The 21,629-nt window shown below is 51.7% G+C and carries 14 protein-coding genes; 10 read left to right on the top strand and 4 right to left on the bottom strand.

The features are described from left to right. Positions 1 to 37: 37 nt before the first annotated feature. Together NBH07_RS03190 and NBH07_RS03185 are read right to left on the bottom strand one after the other, a co-directional pair. Positions 38 to 724 (bottom strand): potassium channel family protein, encoded by a 687-nt coding sequence (locus tag NBH07_RS03190; protein ID WP_005857463.1) that lies wholly within the window; start codon positions 722 to 724, stop codon positions 38 to 40. A gap of 12 nt (positions 725 to 736) precedes the next feature. Beyond that, on the bottom strand, positions 737 to 2,557 hold the full coding sequence (locus NBH07_RS03185; protein ID WP_250833458.1) for a TrkH family potassium uptake protein: 1,821 nt from the start codon (positions 2,555 to 2,557) through the stop codon (positions 737 to 739). Positions 2,558 to 2,797: 240 nt separating this feature from the next. On the opposite strand from NBH07_RS03185, the gene NBH07_RS03180 reads away from it, so the two are divergent. From NBH07_RS03180 to xylE, 4 genes are all read left to right on the top strand, one after another. Next, positions 2,798 to 3,538: an NUDIX hydrolase gene (locus NBH07_RS03180; RefSeq protein ID WP_005862814.1), complete on the top strand. Its 741-nt coding sequence runs from the start codon at positions 2,798 to 2,800 to the stop codon at positions 3,536 to 3,538. A gap of 12 nt (positions 3,539 to 3,550) precedes the next feature. Further along, entirely contained in the window at positions 3,551 to 5,035 is a 1,485-nt protein-coding gene (locus NBH07_RS03175) for a xylulokinase (protein ID WP_005857456.1), read from the top strand. 35 nt (positions 5,036 to 5,070) lie between these two features. After that, a complete protein-coding gene (xylA, locus tag NBH07_RS03170; protein WP_039848599.1) occupies positions 5,071 to 6,399 on the top strand; it encodes a xylose isomerase in 1,329 nt (442 codons plus the stop codon). Between the two features lie 96 nt (positions 6,400 to 6,495). Beyond that, positions 6,496 to 8,043, top strand: coding sequence for a D-xylose transporter XylE (gene xylE / locus NBH07_RS03165; protein ID WP_009017279.1), 1,548 nt, complete (start codon positions 6,496 to 6,498; stop codon positions 8,041 to 8,043). 74 nt (positions 8,044 to 8,117) lie between these two features. Here xylE and NBH07_RS03160 read toward each other — a convergent pair whose 3' ends face one another. Continuing rightward, positions 8,118 to 10,565, bottom strand: coding sequence for an ABC transporter permease (locus tag NBH07_RS03160; RefSeq protein ID WP_156682373.1), 2,448 nt, complete (start codon positions 10,563 to 10,565; stop codon positions 8,118 to 8,120). 345 nt (positions 10,566 to 10,910) lie between these two features. Here NBH07_RS03160 and hypD point away from each other — a divergent pair, with 345 nt between their 5' ends. Beyond that, positions 10,911 to 13,343 carry a trans-4-hydroxy-L-proline dehydratase gene (gene hypD, locus NBH07_RS03155; protein WP_008772354.1) on the top strand — a complete coding sequence of 811 codons (2,433 nt, stop codon included), beginning with the start codon at positions 10,911 to 10,913 and terminating at the stop codon, positions 13,341 to 13,343. A 3-nt stretch (positions 13,344 to 13,346) separates the two neighbouring features. Continuing rightward, positions 13,347 to 14,252, top strand: a complete 906-nt coding sequence (locus tag NBH07_RS03150) for a glycyl-radical enzyme activating protein (protein WP_009017281.1) — start codon at positions 13,347 to 13,349, stop codon at positions 14,250 to 14,252. 33 nt (positions 14,253 to 14,285) lie between these two features. Here NBH07_RS03150 and NBH07_RS03145 read toward each other — a convergent pair whose 3' ends face one another. After that, a complete protein-coding gene (locus NBH07_RS03145; protein ID WP_005862798.1) occupies positions 14,286 to 15,164 on the bottom strand; it encodes a helix-turn-helix domain-containing protein in 879 nt (292 codons plus the stop codon). A gap of 145 nt (positions 15,165 to 15,309) precedes the next feature. On the opposite strand from NBH07_RS03145, the gene NBH07_RS03140 reads away from it, so the two are divergent. Genes NBH07_RS03140 through cysQ form a run of 4 tightly spaced genes read left to right on the top strand, consistent with a single transcriptional unit; the run spans position 15,310 to position 21,618 of the window. Beyond that, positions 15,310 to 16,341, top strand: a complete 1,032-nt coding sequence (locus NBH07_RS03140) for an efflux RND transporter periplasmic adaptor subunit (protein ID WP_039848600.1) — start codon at positions 15,310 to 15,312, stop codon at positions 16,339 to 16,341. Next, complete coding sequence (locus NBH07_RS03135) at positions 16,338 to 19,418, top strand: efflux RND transporter permease subunit (protein WP_250833457.1); 3,081 nt, start codon at positions 16,338 to 16,340, stop codon at positions 19,416 to 19,418. The genes NBH07_RS03140 and NBH07_RS03135 overlap by 4 nt, the downstream gene beginning before the upstream one ends. Positions 19,419 to 19,460: 42 nt before the next feature. Continuing rightward, positions 19,461 to 20,756: a TolC family protein gene (locus NBH07_RS03130; RefSeq protein ID WP_008772350.1), complete on the top strand. Its 1,296-nt coding sequence runs from the start codon at positions 19,461 to 19,463 to the stop codon at positions 20,754 to 20,756. A gap of 52 nt (positions 20,757 to 20,808) precedes the next feature. Continuing rightward, positions 20,809 to 21,618: a 3'(2'),5'-bisphosphate nucleotidase CysQ gene (gene cysQ, locus NBH07_RS03125; protein ID WP_039848601.1), complete on the top strand. Its 810-nt coding sequence runs from the start codon at positions 20,809 to 20,811 to the stop codon at positions 21,616 to 21,618. The last annotated feature ends 11 nt before the right edge of the window (positions 21,619 to 21,629 follow it).

Here is a 21,629-nt window from a genome sequence, read left to right as displayed (position 1 = left end):
CGCTGATTATATCGTGATCGTCTGCCTATGTTTTGTTTTAGATGTTGGCTATTTTATTCAATAGCTCCATCTTCCCGAATAAGATCAGCAGATCATCCGCCTCGATCATCAATTCCTCGGTGATACGGCTGATAACCTTGTATTCTGTCTGTGTGAGCCCGATCAGGTTCTTTTTCTCGTAAGGACGTTCGATCGCTACCAGATGGATGCCGAAATTCTCCTCGAAATCGATGTTCTTGATGGTTTGCCCGACAAGAGTGGCCGGTGTCTTGATCTTATAGAGATGTTCAGTGTCGGTTACTTTATACCAATGCCGGAACAGGCCGCCTAAAGACGCTTGGGAGGTGTACATCGTAGAGAAATCCTTTTCCGGGGTAATAATCTCGCTTACCCCGATCGCACGGATCACCGTCTCATGGATCGAGGAGATCGCCCGCACGATCAGTTTGCCCGCATCCTGACTTTTCAATAAAGCGACGGTCTGAACGGAAGTCCCGAAATCCTTACCGAATGTTACGATAATGGCATCCATTTCACTCAATGGCAGGGTGCTCAATGCCTCTTTGTCCGTAGAGTCCAAGGCGACCGCCCCCGCTATGTCGTTCTTCAGCATATCGACACGATGCAGATCCATGTCTACGCCGATCACCTCATTGCCGACACGTGTCAAGTCTTTCGCTATCGCACGTCCTAAATTCCCTAATCCGATTACTAAATATTTCATGCTATCTTATTTTTACATTAATATATTTTCTTGTGGATATGTATAGTCCTTTTTCGTGTATTCCTTGCAGAAACTTACGAGGAAGGCCAATACCCCGATACGCCCGACCAGCATCGTGCTGATAATGATGATTTTCCCGATAGGGGTGAGGTGAGGGGTATAATCGATGCTCAAGCCTACGGTACTCAAGGCGGAAACAACCTCGAACAATAGGGAGAACAGCGGCGCCCCTTTTTCCGTATAGGATAATACCCACGTAGCGATCGCCACCCACATGAAATACATCATGATGATAGCGAATGCCCGGCGGATGGCGAATGGGGCGATCTCCCGTTTTCTCACTTCCACTTTATCTTTCTCGCGTGCGGCGTTCAGGGTCGTAACCAAAGCTACGAAAACGGTGGTCACTTTCAATCCGCCGCCGGTGGACATAGGGGCGGCTCCGATTACCATAAGAATCAACGTCAGCATTAAGGTCGGAGGGGCCAATGTAGCCATATCCGCTACGTTGAATCCTGCCGTTCTAGGCGTGACGGCGCCTAGGAACGCATTTGCCAGTTTCCCCCGCAGGGGAAGGTCGCCCAAGGTATTGTCATACTCGAAAAAGAGGTAGAAAGCCGTTCCGGTAATTAACAGGATCAAGGTAGATATAACAACAATGTACGTATGTACATTAATAATACGGGGCGTATGGATATAATGCTTTTGCTTACCGATCAATATCTTGATACCATTCATCAGCAAGTGATGCAAGAGTTTCAGGTAATTGAAGACGATCGGGAAGCCCAAGCCTCCGAATATAATCAGCATGGCTATCCAGAAATGGAGGTTGTACTTATCCGCCACTAACGGATCGTACATATTGCCGCTCAAGGTAGAGATCCCTGCGTTACAAAAAGCGGACACGGCATGAAACATTGCGTAGAATAATTCCTGCTGCGTACCTCCCGGCAGGCTTCCCCGTACGTCCATATAAATAAAATAGGCGCCGATCCCCTCGATAAACAAGGTCACGAAAAGAATGTTTAAGATGACCCGGAACAACCCTCCCGTCCGATCTTCGTTCAACATATCTTTCAGCATCATCTTGCTCGTAAAAGAGGATTTCCCCATGAAGGAGAGAGCGAAGAAAGAGGTAAATGTCATGACCCCGATACCGCCGATCTGTATTAAAATCATGATGATAATATGCCCGATATGCGTGAAACTAGTGGCTACGTCGACGGTGGTTAGTCCGGTTACGCATACCGAGGTCGTGGAGATAAACAAAGCGTCGATAAACGGGATCCGGTGCGTAGTGGCGTTCGGCAACGATAGCAACCCGGCCCCGACCAATATCACGAACACGAAACTGAGCAAGAAAAGCAACGAGGGCTTGATCCGTGTCTGCATCAGCGTGAACGTCTGCCGGGATAAGTGAATCGTGCTAAGCAGCAATAATAAGACATATACGAAGAGAGGTTTCGTAAGGAAAGACAAATAAGGCAAAGAGTGCGCTATGGCATCCTTGAAAAATATCTTGCTGGATAATACGGCGAATAAAAGGAAATAGATGCTGATATCGAGATACAACATTTTCTCCTGTATGATTTCTTGGAACCTCACCACGTACCGGAGTGTTATGCCCGTGAAAAAAGCTAGCAGGATGAATGGGTGGGAGCGCTCTAGGATATGGACGGAATCGGGTGTCTGTACAAAGCCGAATTGGTAGATCAATACGAAGAAAGAGGCTAAGGAGGCGAGTAGGATGATCGCTTCCGCTATCCCGTTCAGCAATCCCTTCATTTTACCCCAATAAATCAGCCAAGAGAAGTATATGTTTTTTAGATTCATGTCCGATGTTTTATAAATATAACAAATGTAGGAAATAAAAGTTAGAGGTACGTGAAAGCGCCTTCATTATTTGTTCTCGTACTAATTGTTTTACTTACATTATGTGTTGTATAGCATATTGTATGATGTACGATACTGAAATATCAGAAAAATAATCAATTAGGATGTGCAAAAAAGACCTTTTGTAATTGCTTTGTTTAGAAAAATACTTATATTTGCGCAAATCTAATTACTGATATCATGGATACACAAAACGAGAATAGAGAGATGCTTTCCCCCTATGTTTCCGTAGACTGCGTTCTTCTCGGCATCAATGATGACAAGCTCACCGTGCTGTTGGCGGAGCGGAAAAGTGAGGAAGGCGAGTTGATCGGCTATAAATTACCCGGCAGCCTGATCTATGAGAACGAGGATTTAGATGACGCCGCCTATCGGATACTGAATGATTCGACCGGCTTGAAGCGTGTCCAATTGAAACAATTCCGTTGTTTCGGTTCCCCCGCCCGTACCTCGAACCGGTTGGACGTGATGTGGCTGGAGGCGACTTCCAAGGTGAAGATCGGACGGTTGATCACGGTCGCTTATCTCGCCTTGTGCAAAAATAGCAGGAAGACGTGTCCGGCCGATAAATCCGACTCGATCCGTTGGTGCCCTATCGACGATCTTCCTCGCTTGCCATTCGATCATAAAGAGATTATCGAGGCTGCCATACAGGAGATCCGTAATTGGGTAGAGAAGGAGCCCGCCATCATTTTCGACTATATGCCGATGAAGTTCACGGCGTTCCAGCTTAGGCGCACGTACGAGGTGATCTATAACCGTGAGATGGACGTGCGCAATTTTCATAAGAAGATGAATTCCTTGGATTACGTGGTGCCCACGGAGGATATGCAAGATGGGGTCGCCCATCGTGCCGCCCGGTATTATCGGTTTGATAAGGTGAAATATAATCAACAACGTTCGAAGTTTAATAAGATATAAAACCATACGATTATGTGTTTGTTAGGATGTGATATTGGAAGTTCTTCCATCAAGGTCTCTATCGTCGATGAGGAGACCGGGTTAACAATAGGTGCGGATTTTTATCCCAAAGAAGAGGCCCCGATCAAGGCGTTGCGTCCGGGGTGGGCGGAGCAAAATCCGGAGGATTGGTGGTCGTACGTGAAGATCGCTATGAAAGGTGCCATGAGCAAGGCGAAGGTGAAAGGCGAGGATATCAAGGCGATCGGTATCTCGTACCAGATGCATGGCTTGGTGGTGGTGGACAAGAAGATGGAGGTGCTTCGTCCATCTATTATCTGGTGCGATAGCCGTGCCGTTCCTTATGGCGAGCGTGCGTTTAAGAATATAGGCGAGAAGCGATGCCTTTCCCACCTATTGAACTCGCCGGGTAATTTTACCGCTTCTAAGCTGGCTTGGATCAAGGAGTACGAGCCGGATATCTACGACCGTATCCATAAGATCATGTTGCCGGGAGATTTCATCGCTATGCGTCTGACGGGGGATATCGTGACTACGGTTTCCGGTTTGTCGGAGGGGATTTTCTGGGACTTCAAGAATAATGCCTTATCGGAGGAGTTGATGAATTATTATGGATTCAGTAAGGATCTGATCGCCGATATCCGTCCGACGTTCGGTTTGCAGGGCGAGGTTACCGCCTCGGTTGCGGCCGAGTTGGGACTGAAGAAAGGTACGCCGGTTACCTATCGTGCGGGTGATCAGCCGAATAACGCTTTATCATTGAATGTATTGAATCCGGGCGAGATAGCGGCTACCGGTGGGACTTCCGGAGTGGTGTATGGCGTGAACGGCAAGGTGAATTACGATACGCTTTCCCGTGTGAATACGTTCGCCCACGTGAATCATACGATGGAGCAGACCCGCTTGGGTGTCTTGTTGTGCATCAACGGGGTCGGTATCCTTAATTCTTGGATCAAACGGAATATAGCGCCGGAAGGCATCAACTATAATGAGTTGAATGATTTGGCGGCTACGGTTCCCATCGGTTGCGACGGCCTTTCGATCTTGCCGTTCGGAAACGGGGCGGAGCGTATGTTGCAGAATAAGCAGATCGATTGCTCGGTTCATGGATTGAACTTCAACATACATACCAAGGCGCATATGGCTAGGGCGGCGCAAGAAGGTATCGTGTTCGCCTTTAAATACGGTATGGATATCATGAATGAGATGGGGATCGATATTCAGGTAATCCGTGCGGGGAACGCGAACTTGTTCTTAAGCCCGATCTTCCGGGATGCTTTGGCGGGCGTGACGGGTACGGTGATCGAACTGTATGATACGAACGGTGCGGTAGGGGCGGCCAAGGGTGCCGGTATGGGTGCCGGTATTTACAAGAATGCGGAAGAAGCGTTCGCTTCCTTGAAGAAGATCAACGTGATCGAGCCGGACGGTTTCAAGGCGAATGCTTATTGCGGGGCGTTCGAGATTTGGAAGGAACGATTGGAACAATCTATTTAACGGCTGAATTATTTACATTTTTAATATATATTATTATGAGTTACTTTAAAGGAGAGAAAGAATTTTTCCCGGGAATCGGACAGATTCAGTTTGAGGGACGTGAGTCAAAAAATCCGTTGGCATTTCATTATTATGACGCGGATAAGGTAGTAATGGGTAAGACGCTAAAGGATCATTTACGCTTCGCTATGGCTTATTGGCATACTTTATGTGCCGAGGGAGGCGATCAGTTTGGTGGTGGAACCAAGTCATTCCCTTGGAACGACGGCACGGACGCTATCACCCGCGCGAAGTACAAGATGGACGCCGCTTTCGAGTTTATGACCAAATGTAATATTCCTTACTATTGCTTCCACGACGTGGACGTGGTGGACGAGGCTCCTACGCTGGGCGAGTTCGAGAAACGTTTGCAGACGATGGTGGAACATGCCAAGGAGCATCAAGCCGCTACCGGAAAGAAACTGCTATGGTCTACCGCTAACGTGTTCGGACATAAGCGTTATATGAACGGTGCCGCTACGAACCCTTATTTCCCGACCGTGGCATGCGCCGGCACGCAGATCAAGAACGCTATTGACGCTTGTATCGCCTTAGGGGGCGAGAACTACGTGTTCTGGGGCGGCCGTGAGGGGTATATGAGCCTATTGAATACGAACATGAAACGTGAGAAGGATCATTTAGCCATGATGTTGACGATGGCCCGTGATTATGGCCGCAAGAACGGTTTCAAGGGTACGTTCCTGATCGAGCCGAAACCGATGGAACCGACGAAACATCAATATGACGTGGATTCGGAGACCGTGATCGGCTTCCTTCGCCATTATGGATTGGACAAGGATTTCGCCTTGAATATCGAGGTGAACCACGCTACCTTGGCCGGACATACATTCGAGCATGAGTTGCAAGCCGCCGCCGACGCCGGCATGTTGTGCAGTATCGACGCGAACCGTGGCGATTACCAGAATGGTTGGGATACGGATCAATTCCCGATGGATATCTATGAGCTGGCACAGGCTTGGCTGGTCATCCTTGAGGGAGGTGGCTTGACTACTGGAGGTACGAACTTCGACGCCAAGACCCGCCGTAATTCTACGGACTTGGAGGATATCTTCATCGCTCATATCGGTGGTATGGACGCTTTCGCCCGTGCCTTGATGATCGCCGCCGATATCCTTGAGAACTCAGACTACCGCAAGATGCGTGCCGAGCGTTACGCTAGTTTCGATGCCGGCGAGGGCAAGGCATTCGAGGATGGCAAGCTTACGCTGGAAGATCTTCGTACGATCGCTTTGCGTGACGGCGAGCCGAAACAGATCAGCGGTAAGCAGGAATTATACGAGATGATTGTAAATCTGCATATCTAAATAATTGAAAATCGAGAATTGGGAATTGAAAATTATCGTGCGTAAGCCCTAGTTTTCAGCTCTCAATTCTCAGTTTTTAATGAATAAATCTATTCCATGAAAAATAACAACACTTATATTTTCGCTCTTACCTTGGTCGCTACCTTGGGAGGTCTGCTGTTCGGGTATGACACGGCGGTGATCTCCGGTACGGTAGAGTCTTTGCGTAAGTTCTTCATCGAGCCGCAAGGACTTCCGTTGGATCAGGCGAACGCCTTGGAGGGATTCGTGGTAAGTAGCGCGTTGATCGGATGTATCCTCGGCGCCTCGTTCGCCGGGTGGATCAGCCAGCGTTACGGCAGGAAGCCTACGTTGATACTGGCCGCTATCCTTTTCTTGCTTTCCGCTATCGGCTCGGCTTGGCCGGAGCTGTTTATCGGCATGCCCGGAAGTGGTGATCATACGTTTATGTACGCGTTCGTGGCTTATCGTATTCTGGGAGGTATCGGCGTGGGGCTGGCCTCCATGGTATCGCCGATGTATATCGCCGAGGTGGCTCCGGCCGATCGCCGGGGGAATCTGGTGGCATGGAATCAGTTTGCCATTATCTTTGGTATGCTGGTGGTCTATTTCGTGAATTATACGATCGCCCTTCAAGGAGATGCCGCTTGGCTGAATACGATCGGCTGGCGTTGGATGTTTGCTTCTGAGATTATTCCGGCGGTATTGTTCCTCTCGTTCTTGATGTTCGTGCCGGAGACGCCTCGTTACCTCGTGATGCGCGGGCGTACGGAGCAGGCGTTGGCTATCTTGAACCGTTTGACGGATTTGGAGACCGCTGGGTATGAGCTGGAGGAGATACAGGAGAGTTTCAAGGCGAAAGCTCCGTCGATGAAGCCTTACTTCCGGTTTATGGGGACTTGGCTGGCGCTGTTCTTGGCCGGCTACGGGTTGTTGTCGTGGGCAGGTAATACGAATGCGTTGGAGATCGCCTTGTTGGCTAGTTTCTGTATCGCCTTGCTGTTCCCGATCCGGTCGTTTGGCGTGCTGATCATCTTGGTGGGCGTGTTGCTCTCCGGTTTCCAGCAATTCGTGGGGATCAACGTGGTGCTTTACTATGCCCCGGAGATCTTCAAGACGATGGGAGCGGCCACGGACGCCGCCCTTTTGCAACAGATCGTGGTAGGGGCGGTGAACCTGTCGTTTACCGTATTGGCTATTTTCACGGTGGATAAGTTCGGACGCCGTCCGTTGATGATTATCGGGGCGCTCGTCATGGCGGTATCTATGTTGATCTTGGGAACTACTTTCTATACCCATTCGGTGGGTATGGGATCATTGGTCTGCATGCTGGTTTATACGGCGGGATTCGCTATGTCGTGGGGCCCGGTCTGCTGGGTGCTGCTGGCCGAGATCTTCCCGAACTCGATTCGCTCCACGGTGATGAGTATCGCCGTAGCGGCGCAATGGATCGCCAACTTCTTGGTGTCATGGACCTTCCCGATGCTGGATAAGAATCAATACTTGACCGATACGTTCAATCACGGTATGGCCTATTGGATCTATGGCGTGATGGGTATATTGGCGGCGTTGTTCATCTGGAAATTTGTCCCCGAGACGAAAGGAAAGACGCTGGAGGAGATGGAAGGTTATTGGAAACGGTAACCAAACCTGAGACAAGATAATATATGAGTAAAAAAGGACGGATCAATCTACCCGTCCTTTTTTCGTAATGAACCTTAATGTCCCAATTTAGACGCCGGGTTCGCCATCGCCGCCCGATAGCTCTGGAAAGTAACCGTAGATACGGTCAGTGTCATTATGATTACCAAAGCCACTAAAAATACCCATACGTAGATCGGCGTTTTATAAGCGAAGCTTCGTAACCAAATATGCACCCCATAGTAAGCAAGCGGGATCGAGATAATAAAACAGACGAGCGTGATCCGGAGGAAAGACGAGTTCAGCATCCAAAGGATTTGCCGGACCGTGGACCCATGTACTTTCCGCACGGCTATCTCCTTTTCCCGTCCCTGTAGCTCAAAGATAACCAGTCCGAATACTCCCACGAGGGATAAGAAGACGGCCATCAGGCAAAGGGCGGTAATCAGCGCTCCCTGCCGCCCACTTTTACTGTAAAGCTCCTCCAGCGCCGTATCAAAGAAATGGATATCGGCCGGATAACCCGGGATCAATTCATCCGTTACCTTCCGGATATGCTCGATAGCCGTCCGGGGATTTCCGCCGGGGATCTTGACATAAGCGTATCTTTCCGGCACCGAACGGCGGTAATGATTCTTAGCCGAGGTCCAAAGTCCCATCGGGCGTAACTCTTTATATAGGGATTCATAATGGACATCCTCAAAGATACCGACAATCCGTACCGGTATATCATTATCCGTGATGCTTGTTCCTACCAAGTCCGATAGGTCGTCCGGTTTCTCGGGGGAAAGGCCCGAGACGATCTCCCTCGCTGCCGTCTCGCTAAGGAGGCAAACGGCCTGTGTGTTATCCGCCGCCTCATCCGTCGGCCGGAACTTCCTTCCGGCGATCATCTTTACATCCATTAGCTCCGGGAAATTGGCGGATACTCCCAGCCAGCTCATATAATAATGTTGGCCTTTGTAATTATACCCGATGAAAGAACGTGATTCGTCCGAGACAAATTTGAACTCGCTAAAGGAAACATCACGGATAGCGGGGCTTTCCAAGAGACGTGCCTTGAACAATTCGCCCTTTTTCAAGGCCGCCCCCATGCTTAGTCTTACCTCCAGTACGTTTTCTTTGTTAAACCCCAAGTCCACGTTCCCTATATATCTGTTTTGCAAGGAGACGAACAACGCTCCGACAATCAGCGTGATCGAGATAACGAACTGGAACCCTATAAGTAACTTGCGAGTGTTCTTGGCCCGGTCGCTAAGGGTAAAAGACTTGTTCAGCGCCATGACAGGAGGAAACGAGGTGATATAGAAAGCAGGATACAAACCGGCCAGTATACCGCCGCCTGCGACAAGGAAGAATGTGTACGCCGGAATCTTCCAGTTGGCATACAGGTTCAACGGATGCCCCACCATATTCGTGACCCATTGCACGTTATTCAAAAATAACAGGAAAAGCAAGGCGAGGAAGAAGGCGACAACCGAGATTCCCAAGGACTCCAAGACCAGATACTTCCGTAGCGTGGTGTCCGAGCTTCCCAGCACTTTCTGGATGGTGATCGACTTGGTGCGTATCGGCGCCAAGGCTATCGACAGGTTGATATAATTGACCAAGGCGATGCCTATGATCAGGATGGCGATAAAGAATAACATATTCGTCCGTAGCTTATTACCGATGGGAGCGGCGTCCGCTCGGACCGGCTGGCCGAAATAGAGATCAGACAAGGGCCGGAGGCGCATATCCTCGATCGTGAAACTTTTCAGGAAAGCCCGGCTATCGGCCATATAGGTCTCGGTAGTGACAGAGGCGGATTCCGGCGTCGACATCAGCAGATAACAATAGTAAAGGCCGGTATGCCAGTTTTCCATCATCTCTTTCTCCATGATCGGGATATACAGGGCATTCTTCACCCGGGTGTTTTCCGGGAAATCGCGAAAGACGCCTCCCACGATATATGCCGGCTCAAAACTAAGCCCATATATAATCGAGCCTTCGGCCCCGGCGAACTCCGACAGATAAACCGGCTTCCCGATAGGATTTTCCTCGCCGAAGAGTTTCCGGGCCATGCTCTCTGGGATCAGCGTCCCTTCCGGACGTTTCAGGCAATCCGTATCGCCGGCCACCAGTTCGAAGCCAAAGACCTTGGTATATCCCGGGGTGATCCGTTCCACCTGCTCCATATAGCTCCGTGCGTCGGGCCCTTCACTGGCTGATATCCCAAAACGTACGGAGGAGTAAACAAGGTTGTTTGTGATAGCGGCCGCTTCTATATAAGGGGAGGCGGCGATGAAACGCTCGAGTTGTGGACGTGCGAAATTAGCCTCCCATATCCCGTCATCCCGCTTGTTTTCTAACTGAAAGATCCTTTCCCTGTTCAAGAGGGAAGCGTCGAAGCTATATTCATGACCGACATGTATGCTTATCAGCATGAATAACAGGAAAGCGAAGCTAAGTCCTAAAAGATTAGTGACCGTCGCTAATTTATAATGTCTCAAGACATAAAGCAGGTTCTTGAATGTACTTTGCATGGTATAAGTTCTTTTAATTTTAAACCCTTTGATCTGGAAATACAAAGCAAAGCTATTTCTTTATTTACGTTCCTGTGTTATTTTTTTGACAAACGGTTACTTTCTGTTGATGAATTGTGATATTATCAATAATTTCCTTATTTTTGCCATCATACTTCAAAAAGAAACAAGCGCTATGTTACACAAAGGCTATCGGATGCTTTTCAACTGCCTGATGTTTTATCTCTAGCAGATACTCTCCCTATATAAACTCATGGGGGCGGGGATGCCCGTCCTGTGTAACAATAAAAAATAACCTTGATGAGGGCGGATAGATCCTACCTCTACGATAAAACATATAATTTTATGAATACAACCCATCACACACATTCATGCGTACATGATACCGTCTCTTCCGTGGGAGCGAACAATTTCGGGATGAACGACCGTATCAAACGTCTGCGCCGGCAGACCTTCGAGGCCCAACCTTCCCTCTCCATCGAGCGGGCCTTGATCGAGACCCGTTTCTATCAGGAGAATTACGGGAAGTATCCAATCCCTATCCTGCGTGCCCTGAACTTCTTGGAGATCTGCAAGCGGAAGACGATCTATATCGGCGAGGACGAGTTGATCGTCGGCGAGCGGGGGCCCCGTCCCAAGGCCGTGCCTACCTTCCCGGAACTTACCTGCCATAGCGTGGAGGACTTGCATATATTGAATACCCGGGAGCTGCAACGTTACACCATCAGTCAAGAAGATATCGATACCTACGAGCGGGAGGTGATCCCGTACTGGAAAGGCCGTACCCAGCGGGAACGCATCTTCAGCCACGTCCCCAAGGAATGGAAAGAGGCGTACGAGGTGGGTATGTTCACCGAGTTCATGGAGCAACGTGCCCCCGGGCATACCGCTTTGGACGGCAAGGTCTACCAATATGGCCTGCTGGACTTGAAGAAACGTATCGAGGGGGAACTAAGCGCCTTGGATTTCATGAACGACCCCGAGGCCACGGACAAGCAGGAGGAGCTGACGGCCATGTCTATCTCCTGCGACGCCGCTATCCTGCTGGCCGAGCGACACGCGGACTTGGCTGACGAGATGTCTCTCACCGAGAAAGATCCCCGCCGTGCCGCTGAGCTGAGGAAGATCGCCGAGGTATGCCGCTGGGTTCCCGCCCACGCTCCCCGTACCTATTGGGAAGCGATCCAGATGTACTGGTTTGTCCACCTCGGTACGATCACGGAGCTGAATGGTTGGGATGCCATGAACCCCGGTCATTTCGACCAGCATCTGGCGCCTTTCTACGAGAAAGAAATCGCCGCCGGAACCTTGACCCGTGACGAGGCGAAAGAGTTGATGTCTTGCTTCTTCATCAAGGTAAACAATCATACCGCCCCGCCGAAAGTGGGTATCACGGCGAAGGAGAGCGGAACCTATAACGATTTCACGAACCTGAACATCGGCGGCATCCGGGCGGACGGTAGCGATGGCGTAAGCGAGGTCTCCTATATCATGTTGGAGACGATCGAGGAGCTGCATATCCTCCAGCCCGGCAGCGCCATCCACGTCAGTGCCCGTACGCCGGAGCGTTTCCTTCGTGCTGGGTGCAAGGTGATCCGCCAAGGCCATGGCTACCCGTCGGTATTCAACCCGGATGTGTACGTGCAGGAGTTGATGCGGCAAGGCAAGTCGCTGCGTGACGCCCGCGAGGGAGGTTGCAGCGGTTGCATCGAGGTAGGCGCTTTCGGGAAGGAGGCGTACGTGTTGACCGGTTATCTGAACGTGCCGAAGATATTGGAGGTGACGCTGCATAACGGCGTAGATCCGGTAAGCGGTCGCAAGGTCGGTCTGGAGACCGGCGATCCCCGTGGTTTCCGGACGTATGAGGAGCTTTACGCGGCATTCATGCGCCAGATCCATTATTTCGTGGACATGAAGGTGCGGGTCAGCAACTATATCGACCGCATGTTCGCCAAGTACGCCCCCGCCACGTTCCTCTCCCTGTTTATCGATGATTGTATAGCGAAGGGTAAGGATTACTACAATTGCGGGCCTCGTTACAACACCACTTATATCCAGTGTACCGGATTAGGCACGATAACCGATAGCCTTTCCTCTTTGCGGAAACACGTCTTCGAGGATAAGACCTTCACAATGGAAGCCTTGTTGGATGCGATGGCGGATAATTTCGAGGGACATGAGCCGATGCGCCAAATGATCCTGAACCGTACGCCTTTCTTTGGCAACGATGATCCGTACGCCGACCAGATCGCCGTCCGTGTCTTCGACGATTTATATGACGCGATCGAGGGCAAGCCGAATACGAAAGGGGAGTGTTTCCATTTGAATATGTTATCCACCACTTGCCATGTCTACTTCGGCAAGGTGATGGGAGCCACCCCGAACGGTCGCTTGGCCGGGCGTGCCATCTCCGATGGTACCTCGCCCTCGCATGGGGCGGATATCCACGGGCCGTCCGCCGTGATCAAGTCGCTTGGCAAACTGGATCAGGTGAAGAGCGGCGGCACGCTGCTGAACCAACGCTTCCTGCCCAGCCTGCTCTGGAGGGAGGAGGATATCTCGAAGCTGGCCTCCTTGATCCGTAGCTACTTCGCCTTGGGTGGCCATCATATCCAATTCAATATCGTGGATACGGAAACGCTTTACGCCGCCCAGAAGTGTCCGGAGGACTACCGGGATCTGCTGGTCCGTGTAGCGGGCTATAGCGACTATTTCAACGATATGAACGCCGATTTGCAAGCGGACGTGATCGCACGTACGGAGCAAGAGACTTTCTGAGCCATGCTGTTATTCGATATCAAACGATACGCCATAAACGACGGGCCGGGCATTCGTGTCACGATCTTCATGAAAGGATGCCCGCTTGCCTGCGTATGGTGCCATAACCCGGAAGGCATCTCGCCCCGGGCGGAGAAGCTGTATACGAGAAAGAAGTGCATAGGTTGCGGGGCCTGCGTGAATGCCTGCCCCACCGGGGCGTTGACCTTGACGGAGGCGGGTATCGTCACGGATCGGTCTCTGTGCCGGACATGCGGTAGATGCGCCGAGGTTTGTCCCACCTTGGCGATGGAGATGTCCGGCCGTGAGTATTCTATCGACGAGGTCATGCGTGAGATCGAGAAAGAGACGGTCTTTATGGATCGCTCCGAGGGAGGCGTTACCTTCTGCGGGGGAGAGCCGTTGTCGCATCCATCGGACTTGGTTGCCCTGCTGGATCGTTGCGGAGCGTTGGGAATCCATCGTGCGGTGGATACGACCTTGTTCGCCTCGCCGGATACCGTCCGGAGCGTAATGGAGCGCACGGATCTTTTTCTGGTGGATTTAAAGCATATGGATTCCGGTAGCCATCGTCGTTTCACGGGTGTCCCGAACGAGCGTATCCTCTCCAATCTTCGGATGATCGCCGAGGCCGGCATAGACTTCCTCATTCGCGTCCCCTTGATCGAGGGCGTCAATGCGGACGAGGAGAATATATCCCGCTCTGCCACCTTCCTAGCCTCCTTGCCGTGGAAACGCAAAGTCGTCAATCTCCTCCCGTACCACGACATCGGAAAAGGTAAGCACGATAAGCGAGGAACCCTCTACAACCCCGGGCACCTTCCGCTATCCACCCCTTCCGAGGCAGTCCTGCAAAGGTGTATCGATCAATTCGCCTCTTGCGGGATAACCGCGTTGATCGGAGGATAATTAGAATAGGGGTGGAAACTGCTCGCCCTCATTTTACCATTTCTTCCGATACTCCGTAGGCGATATCCCGACGTGTTGCTTGAAGTATTTACCGAAGAAGGATTGGTTGGCGAAGTTTAGCCGGTCTGATATCTCTTGGATGGAAAGGGTGGAGGAGGATAATAACGCCTTCGCCTCCAAGACAACGTAATTATCGATCCATTCCCCGGCCGTACGGTTGCTGACGTTCTTTACCAAAAGGGATAAATATTTGGGAGTGACACATAATTTCCCGGCGTAGAAAGCTACCGACCGTTCCTGCTTATGATGTAAGGCGAGCGTTTGTATGAACGCTGCGAACAACTCCTCTTGCCGGCTCTTCTTCACCTCGATCGGCATATGATTCTTAAACATGCCGTAAACCTCGTGGAATACCGCCAGCAATAAGCTCTGGGCAATCTCTTTCCGGTAAGGATGCCCTTTCGCTTTCACTTTCTTCCAGAGAAAAGAATGATATTCCTTGATACAACCTATCTCCTCGGCATTCAACTCAGTGACCGGATGCTCCTTGATGTAGAAGAACGCCGGCAAGGTATTCTGTATATGAGGAATGATCTCCTCCATGAAATTCTTGGAGATGACGATGAAGATCCCGGCCACGTCCTCGCTACGTTCCACGTGTTGGATGATCTGATCGGGCAGGGACAATACGAGATGGTTTTCCCCTACGACATATTCCTCCATATTGATCCGTATACGCATGAAGCCTTTCGTGCAAAGCGCGAATACGACGGCGTCTATTCGCATCGGATGGTCGAGCGAGGGAATATCGTCGATGTTATCGAATATGGCGAAATCCTCGTCGATAAAGTCTATGCCGGGTACGTTCTCGATAAGAGAGATACAAGCTTGAGGTAGATCTGTTACGTTCATAATTTATTCTTGTTTGGGCGATAAAATTAGTGAAATAATAGAATAATCCAATTGAAATGTGTCAAATAGGACAATTTGGTTGCAAAACGGAACTTCTTTGGAGTGGATAAACTCATCATCTTCGCGGTATAATAAATCATACGATATGAAAAGGATGAAAGGCATTGTTTATGGAGGATTATTATCCGTCGTGTTCGTGATGTCCGGATGCTCGGGCAGTCAAAAAGAGGGACGGGATAGCAAAGAGATCCCGGTGGAGATCGTGAAGGTAGCGAAGACCGTTCCGGCGGATACAAGGAATTATGTGGGAACGGTAGAGGAGGTCGTATCTTCCTCGATTAGTTTTCAGGTGATGGGTAATGTAGAGCGAGTATTGGTGGGCGAGGGGCAGAAGGTCCGTGAGGGCCAACTACTAGCGGTGTTAGACAAGGCGACGCTGGAAAACGCCTATAACGTCTCGGCAGCTTCCTTGCGACAAGCGGAGGACGCCTATGCCCGCATGAGAACCTTGCACGAGAATAAGAGCCTGCCGGATATGAAATGGGTAGAGGTGGAGAGCAAATTGGAACAGGCCCGTTCCATGGAGCGAATCTCGAGGAAAAACCTTGAGGACCGGAACCTGTATGCCCCGTTCGGCGGCGTTATCGGCAAGCGCATGGTTGAGGCGGGAGAGAACGTGCAGCCCGGGCAACCGGTTTTCTCCTTGTTAAGGATAGAGACGGTAAACGTGAAGATCGCCGTCCCGGAGAACGAGGTCGCCACGCTAGGCGATCAAGCCGCCATGATAAAGGTAGCCGCTCTGGGCGGACAATGTTTTGAGGGGAAAGTGACGGAGAAAGGCATCGTGGCCAACCCTATCTCCCACACGTACGAGGCGAAGATCCGGCTGGAGAACCCGTCTGGCGCTTTGTTGCCCGGCATGGTTTGCGATGTACGCCTGTCGGGAGAGGAATCCGTGCCGGCTATCGCCTTGCCGAACAACGCCGTGCTGATAGCGAACGACGGGGGGCGTTTCGTCTGGAAGGTCGTAGACGGAAAGGCGAAAGCTACGCCCGTACGGACGGGCGACTTGACGGAGCAAGGCTTGTTTATTCTGGAAGGGTTGAACGAGGGGGATATCGTCGTGATAGGCGGTTACCAGAAAATCAGTGAGGGCATGAGAGTGCGTGCGTTATGAGAGAACGTAAAAACGGAGTGATCGAATGGACCATGCGTCATTACCAGATCACGTTGCTGGTGATTACCGTGCTGGTCGGGTTGGGTATTTTGGGTTTGGTGGACATGCCGAAACAGGAGTTTCCGGAGTTCACCATCCGCCAAGGCGTGGTAGTGGGTGTTTACCCCGGGGCGACTTCAGGAGAGGTGGAGGAGCAGTTGGCCAAGCCTTTGGAGAGATACCTGTTTACCTTCAAGGAGGTAAAGAAGAAAAAGACGTACTCCATGTCAAGGGATGGAATGGTGTACGTGATGGTGGAGCTGAACGACGACGTGAACAATAAAGACGAGGTCTGGTCGAAGATCAAGCTCGGCTTGCAGAACTTCAAGTCGCAACTGCCCTCGGGCGTACTCGCCGTCATCGCGAATGATGATTTCGGCGATACTTCCGCCTTATTGATCACCTTGGAATCGGAAGACAAGACCTACCGGGAATTGCAGCGATACATGGAGACGCTGGAAGACCGCCTGCGCCGGATCGAGTCCGTATCCAACCTGCGCCGTTACGGGGTACAAAACGAGCAGATCTCGGTCTACTTGGATCCAGACAAGCTAGCCGCTTACGGCCTAAATACCCGTATGCTGATGACAACCTTGTTCACCCAAGGCTTTACCACCGCCTCCGGCTCCTTGGAGAATGGCGGCTTGGACATTCCCATCCACCTTTCCGTGACCTATCCCTCGGAGCGGGAAGTAGGCGAGCAGATCCTGCTGGCCGATGCCGACGGGCATATGATCCGCTTGAAAGACGTGGCCCGTATCGTGCGGGAATATCCCGAGCCGGATAGCTATATAACGAACAACGGCAAGAAAGCGATCATCCTTTCCATGGAGATGCGTGAGGGCCATAATATCGTACGATACGGAAAGGAGGTAGACGAGGTATTGCACGCTTTCGAGCGGGATCTTCCCGAGAGTGTCTCGATCCGCCGGATTGCCGACCAGCCGAAGGTGGTGGGAGACTCGGTAAGTTCCTTCGTGCGGGATTTGTTTGTGTCCATCGTGGTCGTGATCTTGGTGATGATGGTATTGTTCCCGTTCCGCTCGGCATTGGTGGCGGCTACCTCCATCCCGATCAGTGTCTTTATCTCGATCGGTGTCATGTACGCTTGCGGCATCCCGCTGAATACGGTGACACTGGCCGCCTTGATCGTGGTATTGGGCATGATCGTGGATAACTCCATCATCGTGATAGACGCCTATCTGGAATATCTGGACAAGGGCTATTCCCGTTGGTACGCCGCCGTCTATAGCGCCAAGAACTATTTCAGCTCGATCTTGTTGGCTACGCTGTGTATCTGCGTGATCTTTTTCCCGTTGCTTTTCACGATGACGGGGCAGATGTTGGATTTCGTGACCTTCTTCCCTTGGACGCTTTCCATCTCCCTCATGGTGTCGCTGGCGGTGGCGATGGTCTTTATCCCGCTGCTGGAGCGGGTCTTGATCAAGAAGGGATTGAAGTCCGGGCGGGAGAATACGGGCAAGAAGAGGTTCAATCTGCTGGATACCGTACAGGCCGTCTATACGAGGGCACTGACGTGGACTTTCCGTTTCCCGAAAACCACGATCGGTCTGGGCGTCTTGACGGTTGCCTTGGCGATCCTGATGATCACCCAACTGAGCCAGCGTATGATGCCGATAGCCGACCGGGATCAGTTCGCCGTCGAGATCTATCTCCCGCAGGGAACCTCGCTGGACCGTACCGCCGCCGTGAGCGATAGTCTCTATAAGCTGTTGTCGGAAGATGAGCGCATCCTGTCCGTCACCTCCTTTATCGGAACTTCCTCGCCCCGTTTCCAAGCTACCTACGCCCCTAACTTGGCCGGGAAGAATTACGCCCAGTTCATTGTCAACACCGCCTCGATAGAGGCCACCCGTAGCGTGTTGGATGATTATACGGACCGGTACGCCGATTATTTCCCCGACGCCTACGTGAAGTTTAAGCAACTGGATTACCAAAACATATCCTCTCCTTTAGAGATCCGTTTCATGGGAGACGATATCGCCCGGTTGAAGCAGGCTGGGGATTCCTTGATGGCCGTGTTGCGTGAGATGGACGGCTTGGTCTGGGTACACATCAATTACGAGGAGGCCTTGCCCGACGTACGGGTTCGATTGGACCCGGTGGAAGCCTCCCGCCTCGGGATCACGAAGGCGATGGCCTCGGCCGATCTGGCGATCCGTTACGACGGTCTCTCGGTTGGCTCCCTCTGGGAAGGCGATTACGCTTTGCCGATCCAGCTGAGATCCGATAAGAAAGGGGAGGGTGACGCGTTCGATAAGGTCGGCGACCAGTATCTTCCCACCATCGTCCCCGGCGTGAGCGTCCCGCTCCGGCAAGTCTCCACGATCGAGGGAGGCTGGAATGAGGGGCAGATCGTCCGTCGCAACGGCGTGCGTACCTTGAGCGTCTTCGCCGAGGTAACCCGGGGGACCAACCAGAACGCTATGCAGAAACGGATCGAGCGAGTCATGGAAAGCCGTATTATCCCGACCTTGCCCGAGGGCGTGACGTACGAGTACGGTGGAGCCAAGGAGCTGGATTTCGAGACGATGAATCCGCTGATGCAGGGCTTGGCGATCGCCGTGATCATTGTTTTCTTCTTCCTGTTGGTCAATTTCAAGAAGATCGGCTTGGCGTTGGCGGCCCTGTCCTCGTTGCTGCTCACCTTGTTCGGGGCTGCGCTGGGCTTGTGGGCGTTCCATATCGATTTCAGCTTGACGTGCGTCTTGGGCGTTATCAGCTTGATCGGTATCGTGGTGCGAAACGCTATCTTGATATTCGAGCATGCGCAAGACTTGCGGCTTCATAAGCATTATAGCCCGAGGGATGCCGCCTTCGACGCCGGCCGGCGACGCATGCTCCCGATCTTCCTGACCTCGGCTACAACGGCCGTGGGCGTGGTTCCCATGATCATCAGCGGCAGTTCCCTTTGGATGCCGATGGGTGTGGTGATCTGCTCGGGAACGGTCTTCTCGATGATCTTGGCGGTCATCATCCTGCCTGTTTTCTATTGGAAGATATTCGGGAATAAATGAATGATACGGATGTGGATTAGGATATAATATAGGAATGAATATATGCGGAAAAAAGAGATGATAAAAAGATGGATATATGGCATCGTCGGTTCCCTCGTCTTATGCGTGGGGACCGTGAGCGCCCAGCGGACATTATCGCTGGAAGAATGCCGGGAAATGGCTTTGGAGAATAACGCAAAGATGAAGAACGCCCGTTTGGACGTAGAAGAGGCGAGGGAAGGAAAAAAGGAGGCCTTTACGAAATACTTCCCGAATGTCAGCGCCGTGGGAACAGCTTTTAAGGCGAACCACGGGATGATGGATATGAGCGTGATACCGGGCCTTCTCGAGTTGTCGATGATGGATGACGGCTTGCTGGGTGGGGTGACCGCTATCCAGCCCGTGTTCGCCGGCGGACAGATCGTGAACGGCAATAAGCTGGCCGACTTGGCGCTCGAGGTGAGCCGTTACCAGATGCGCCAATCCGAGGATGAGGTAGCCCTGACGGTGGAGCGGTATTACTGGCAATGGATCTCCCTTCACGAGAAATTAAGGACGATCGAGATCGTGGAATCCTTGGTGGGGAGTCTTTATAAGGATGTGGAGGTAGCGGTCGGCGCCGGCGTGACGACTCGTAATGACCTACTGCAAGTCCAGTTGAAAAAGAACGGCGTGGCGAGCGACCGCCTGCGGGTGGAGAACGGCTTGCGCCTCTCCAAGATGGTGCTGGCTCAATATATCGGTATCGGGGAAGATGATTTCGAGATCGATTTCACGCTGCCCGCCGAGGTGCCCTCCCCGGAGCTTTACCGGGTGAGCCATGAGGAGGCGCTCCCTACGACACTCTCTTATAAATTGCTGGAGAAGAACGTGGAGGCCGCCCGTCTTCAACAAAAGCTGAAGGTTGGGCAATACTTGCCCACCGTGGGGATCGGAGCCGGGTATATGTATCACAACTTACTGGATAAGGACCGTCCGTTCGGCATGGTTTTCGCTACCGTAGCGATTCCGATCAGTGATTGGTGGGGCGGCTCGCACGCCATCCGGAAGCAAAAGCTTCAGGTGAAGGCGGCCGAGTATTCCCGCCAAAACGCCAATGAGCTTCTGTTGGTGCAAATGCGGAAGCTTTGGAACGAGCTGGAGGAGTCTTATAAGCAAGTCAAGCTCTCGGAGGAGTCCATAGCGACAGCCGAGGAGAATGTCCGCCTTAATACGGACTATTATAAGGCGGGCACGGTAACGCTGAGCGATCTTCTGGACGCTCAATCGCTTCTCCAGCAAAGCCGTGACCAGTATACGGGCGATTATACGGCTTATTTGATCAAACGTACGGAATATTTACAGGCGACAGGGCGTTAATTTGTTTTTTTTCCATATATTTGCTTATTAACAAATAATAAAACGAGAAGTGATGATGAGCTACGCCAATTATCTTTACATTGCGATCCATGCCGCGGTAGACGCAGGCAAGTCGATCATGGATATTTATAACGACCCCGAATCAGACTTCGGGATAGAGAGAAAAGCAGACAACTCGCCGTTGACAAAGGCGGATAAGGCGGCCCATCGATTGATAACAAACGCTTTGTCCGTTACCCCGTTTCCGGTCTTAAGCGAGGAAGGAAAGGAGATCCCGTTCAAGGAGCGCTCCAAATGGGAGACGCTGTGGATCGTGGACCCGCTGGACGGTACCAAGGAGTTTATCAAGAAAAACGGCGAGTTTACCGTGAATATCGCCTTGGTGGAGAAAGGTGTGCCCGTGTTGGGCGTCATTTATGTGCCCGTCCGGAAGGAGTTGTATTTCGCCTCCTCCTCTGTGGGTGCTTATAAGTTTACGGGAATCGATAGCAGTAGCCAGCCCTCGATGGACGAGATGAAGCAGCGGGCGATACATTTGCCGATGGCGCTGGCGCATCAAGGAGTCGTGGTAGTGGCATCCCGGTCTCACCAAACGGAGGAGACCACCGCTTTCATCGATAATCTCCGCAAGCAGGGAAAGCCCGTTACGTTGATCAGTAGCGGCAGCAGCCTGAAGATTTGTCTGGTAGCGGAAGGCTCGGCCGATATCTATCCCCGTTTCGCCCCGACGATGGAGTGGGATACCGCCGCCGGCCACGCCATCGCCAAGTCTGCCGGTTGCGACATATATCATATCGACGGCAAGACCCCGCTTCGCTATAACAAGGAAGATTTGCATAATCCGTGGTTTATCGTGAAGTGAGGGGGATGTGT

The organism is Parabacteroides sp. B2-S-102 (assembly GCF_023656665.1).
In the GTDB taxonomy this organism is placed as follows: Bacteria; Bacteroidota; Bacteroidia; order Bacteroidales; family Tannerellaceae; genus Parabacteroides; species Parabacteroides distasonis.
This window is presented reverse-complemented; position numbering and strand designations above follow the sequence as displayed.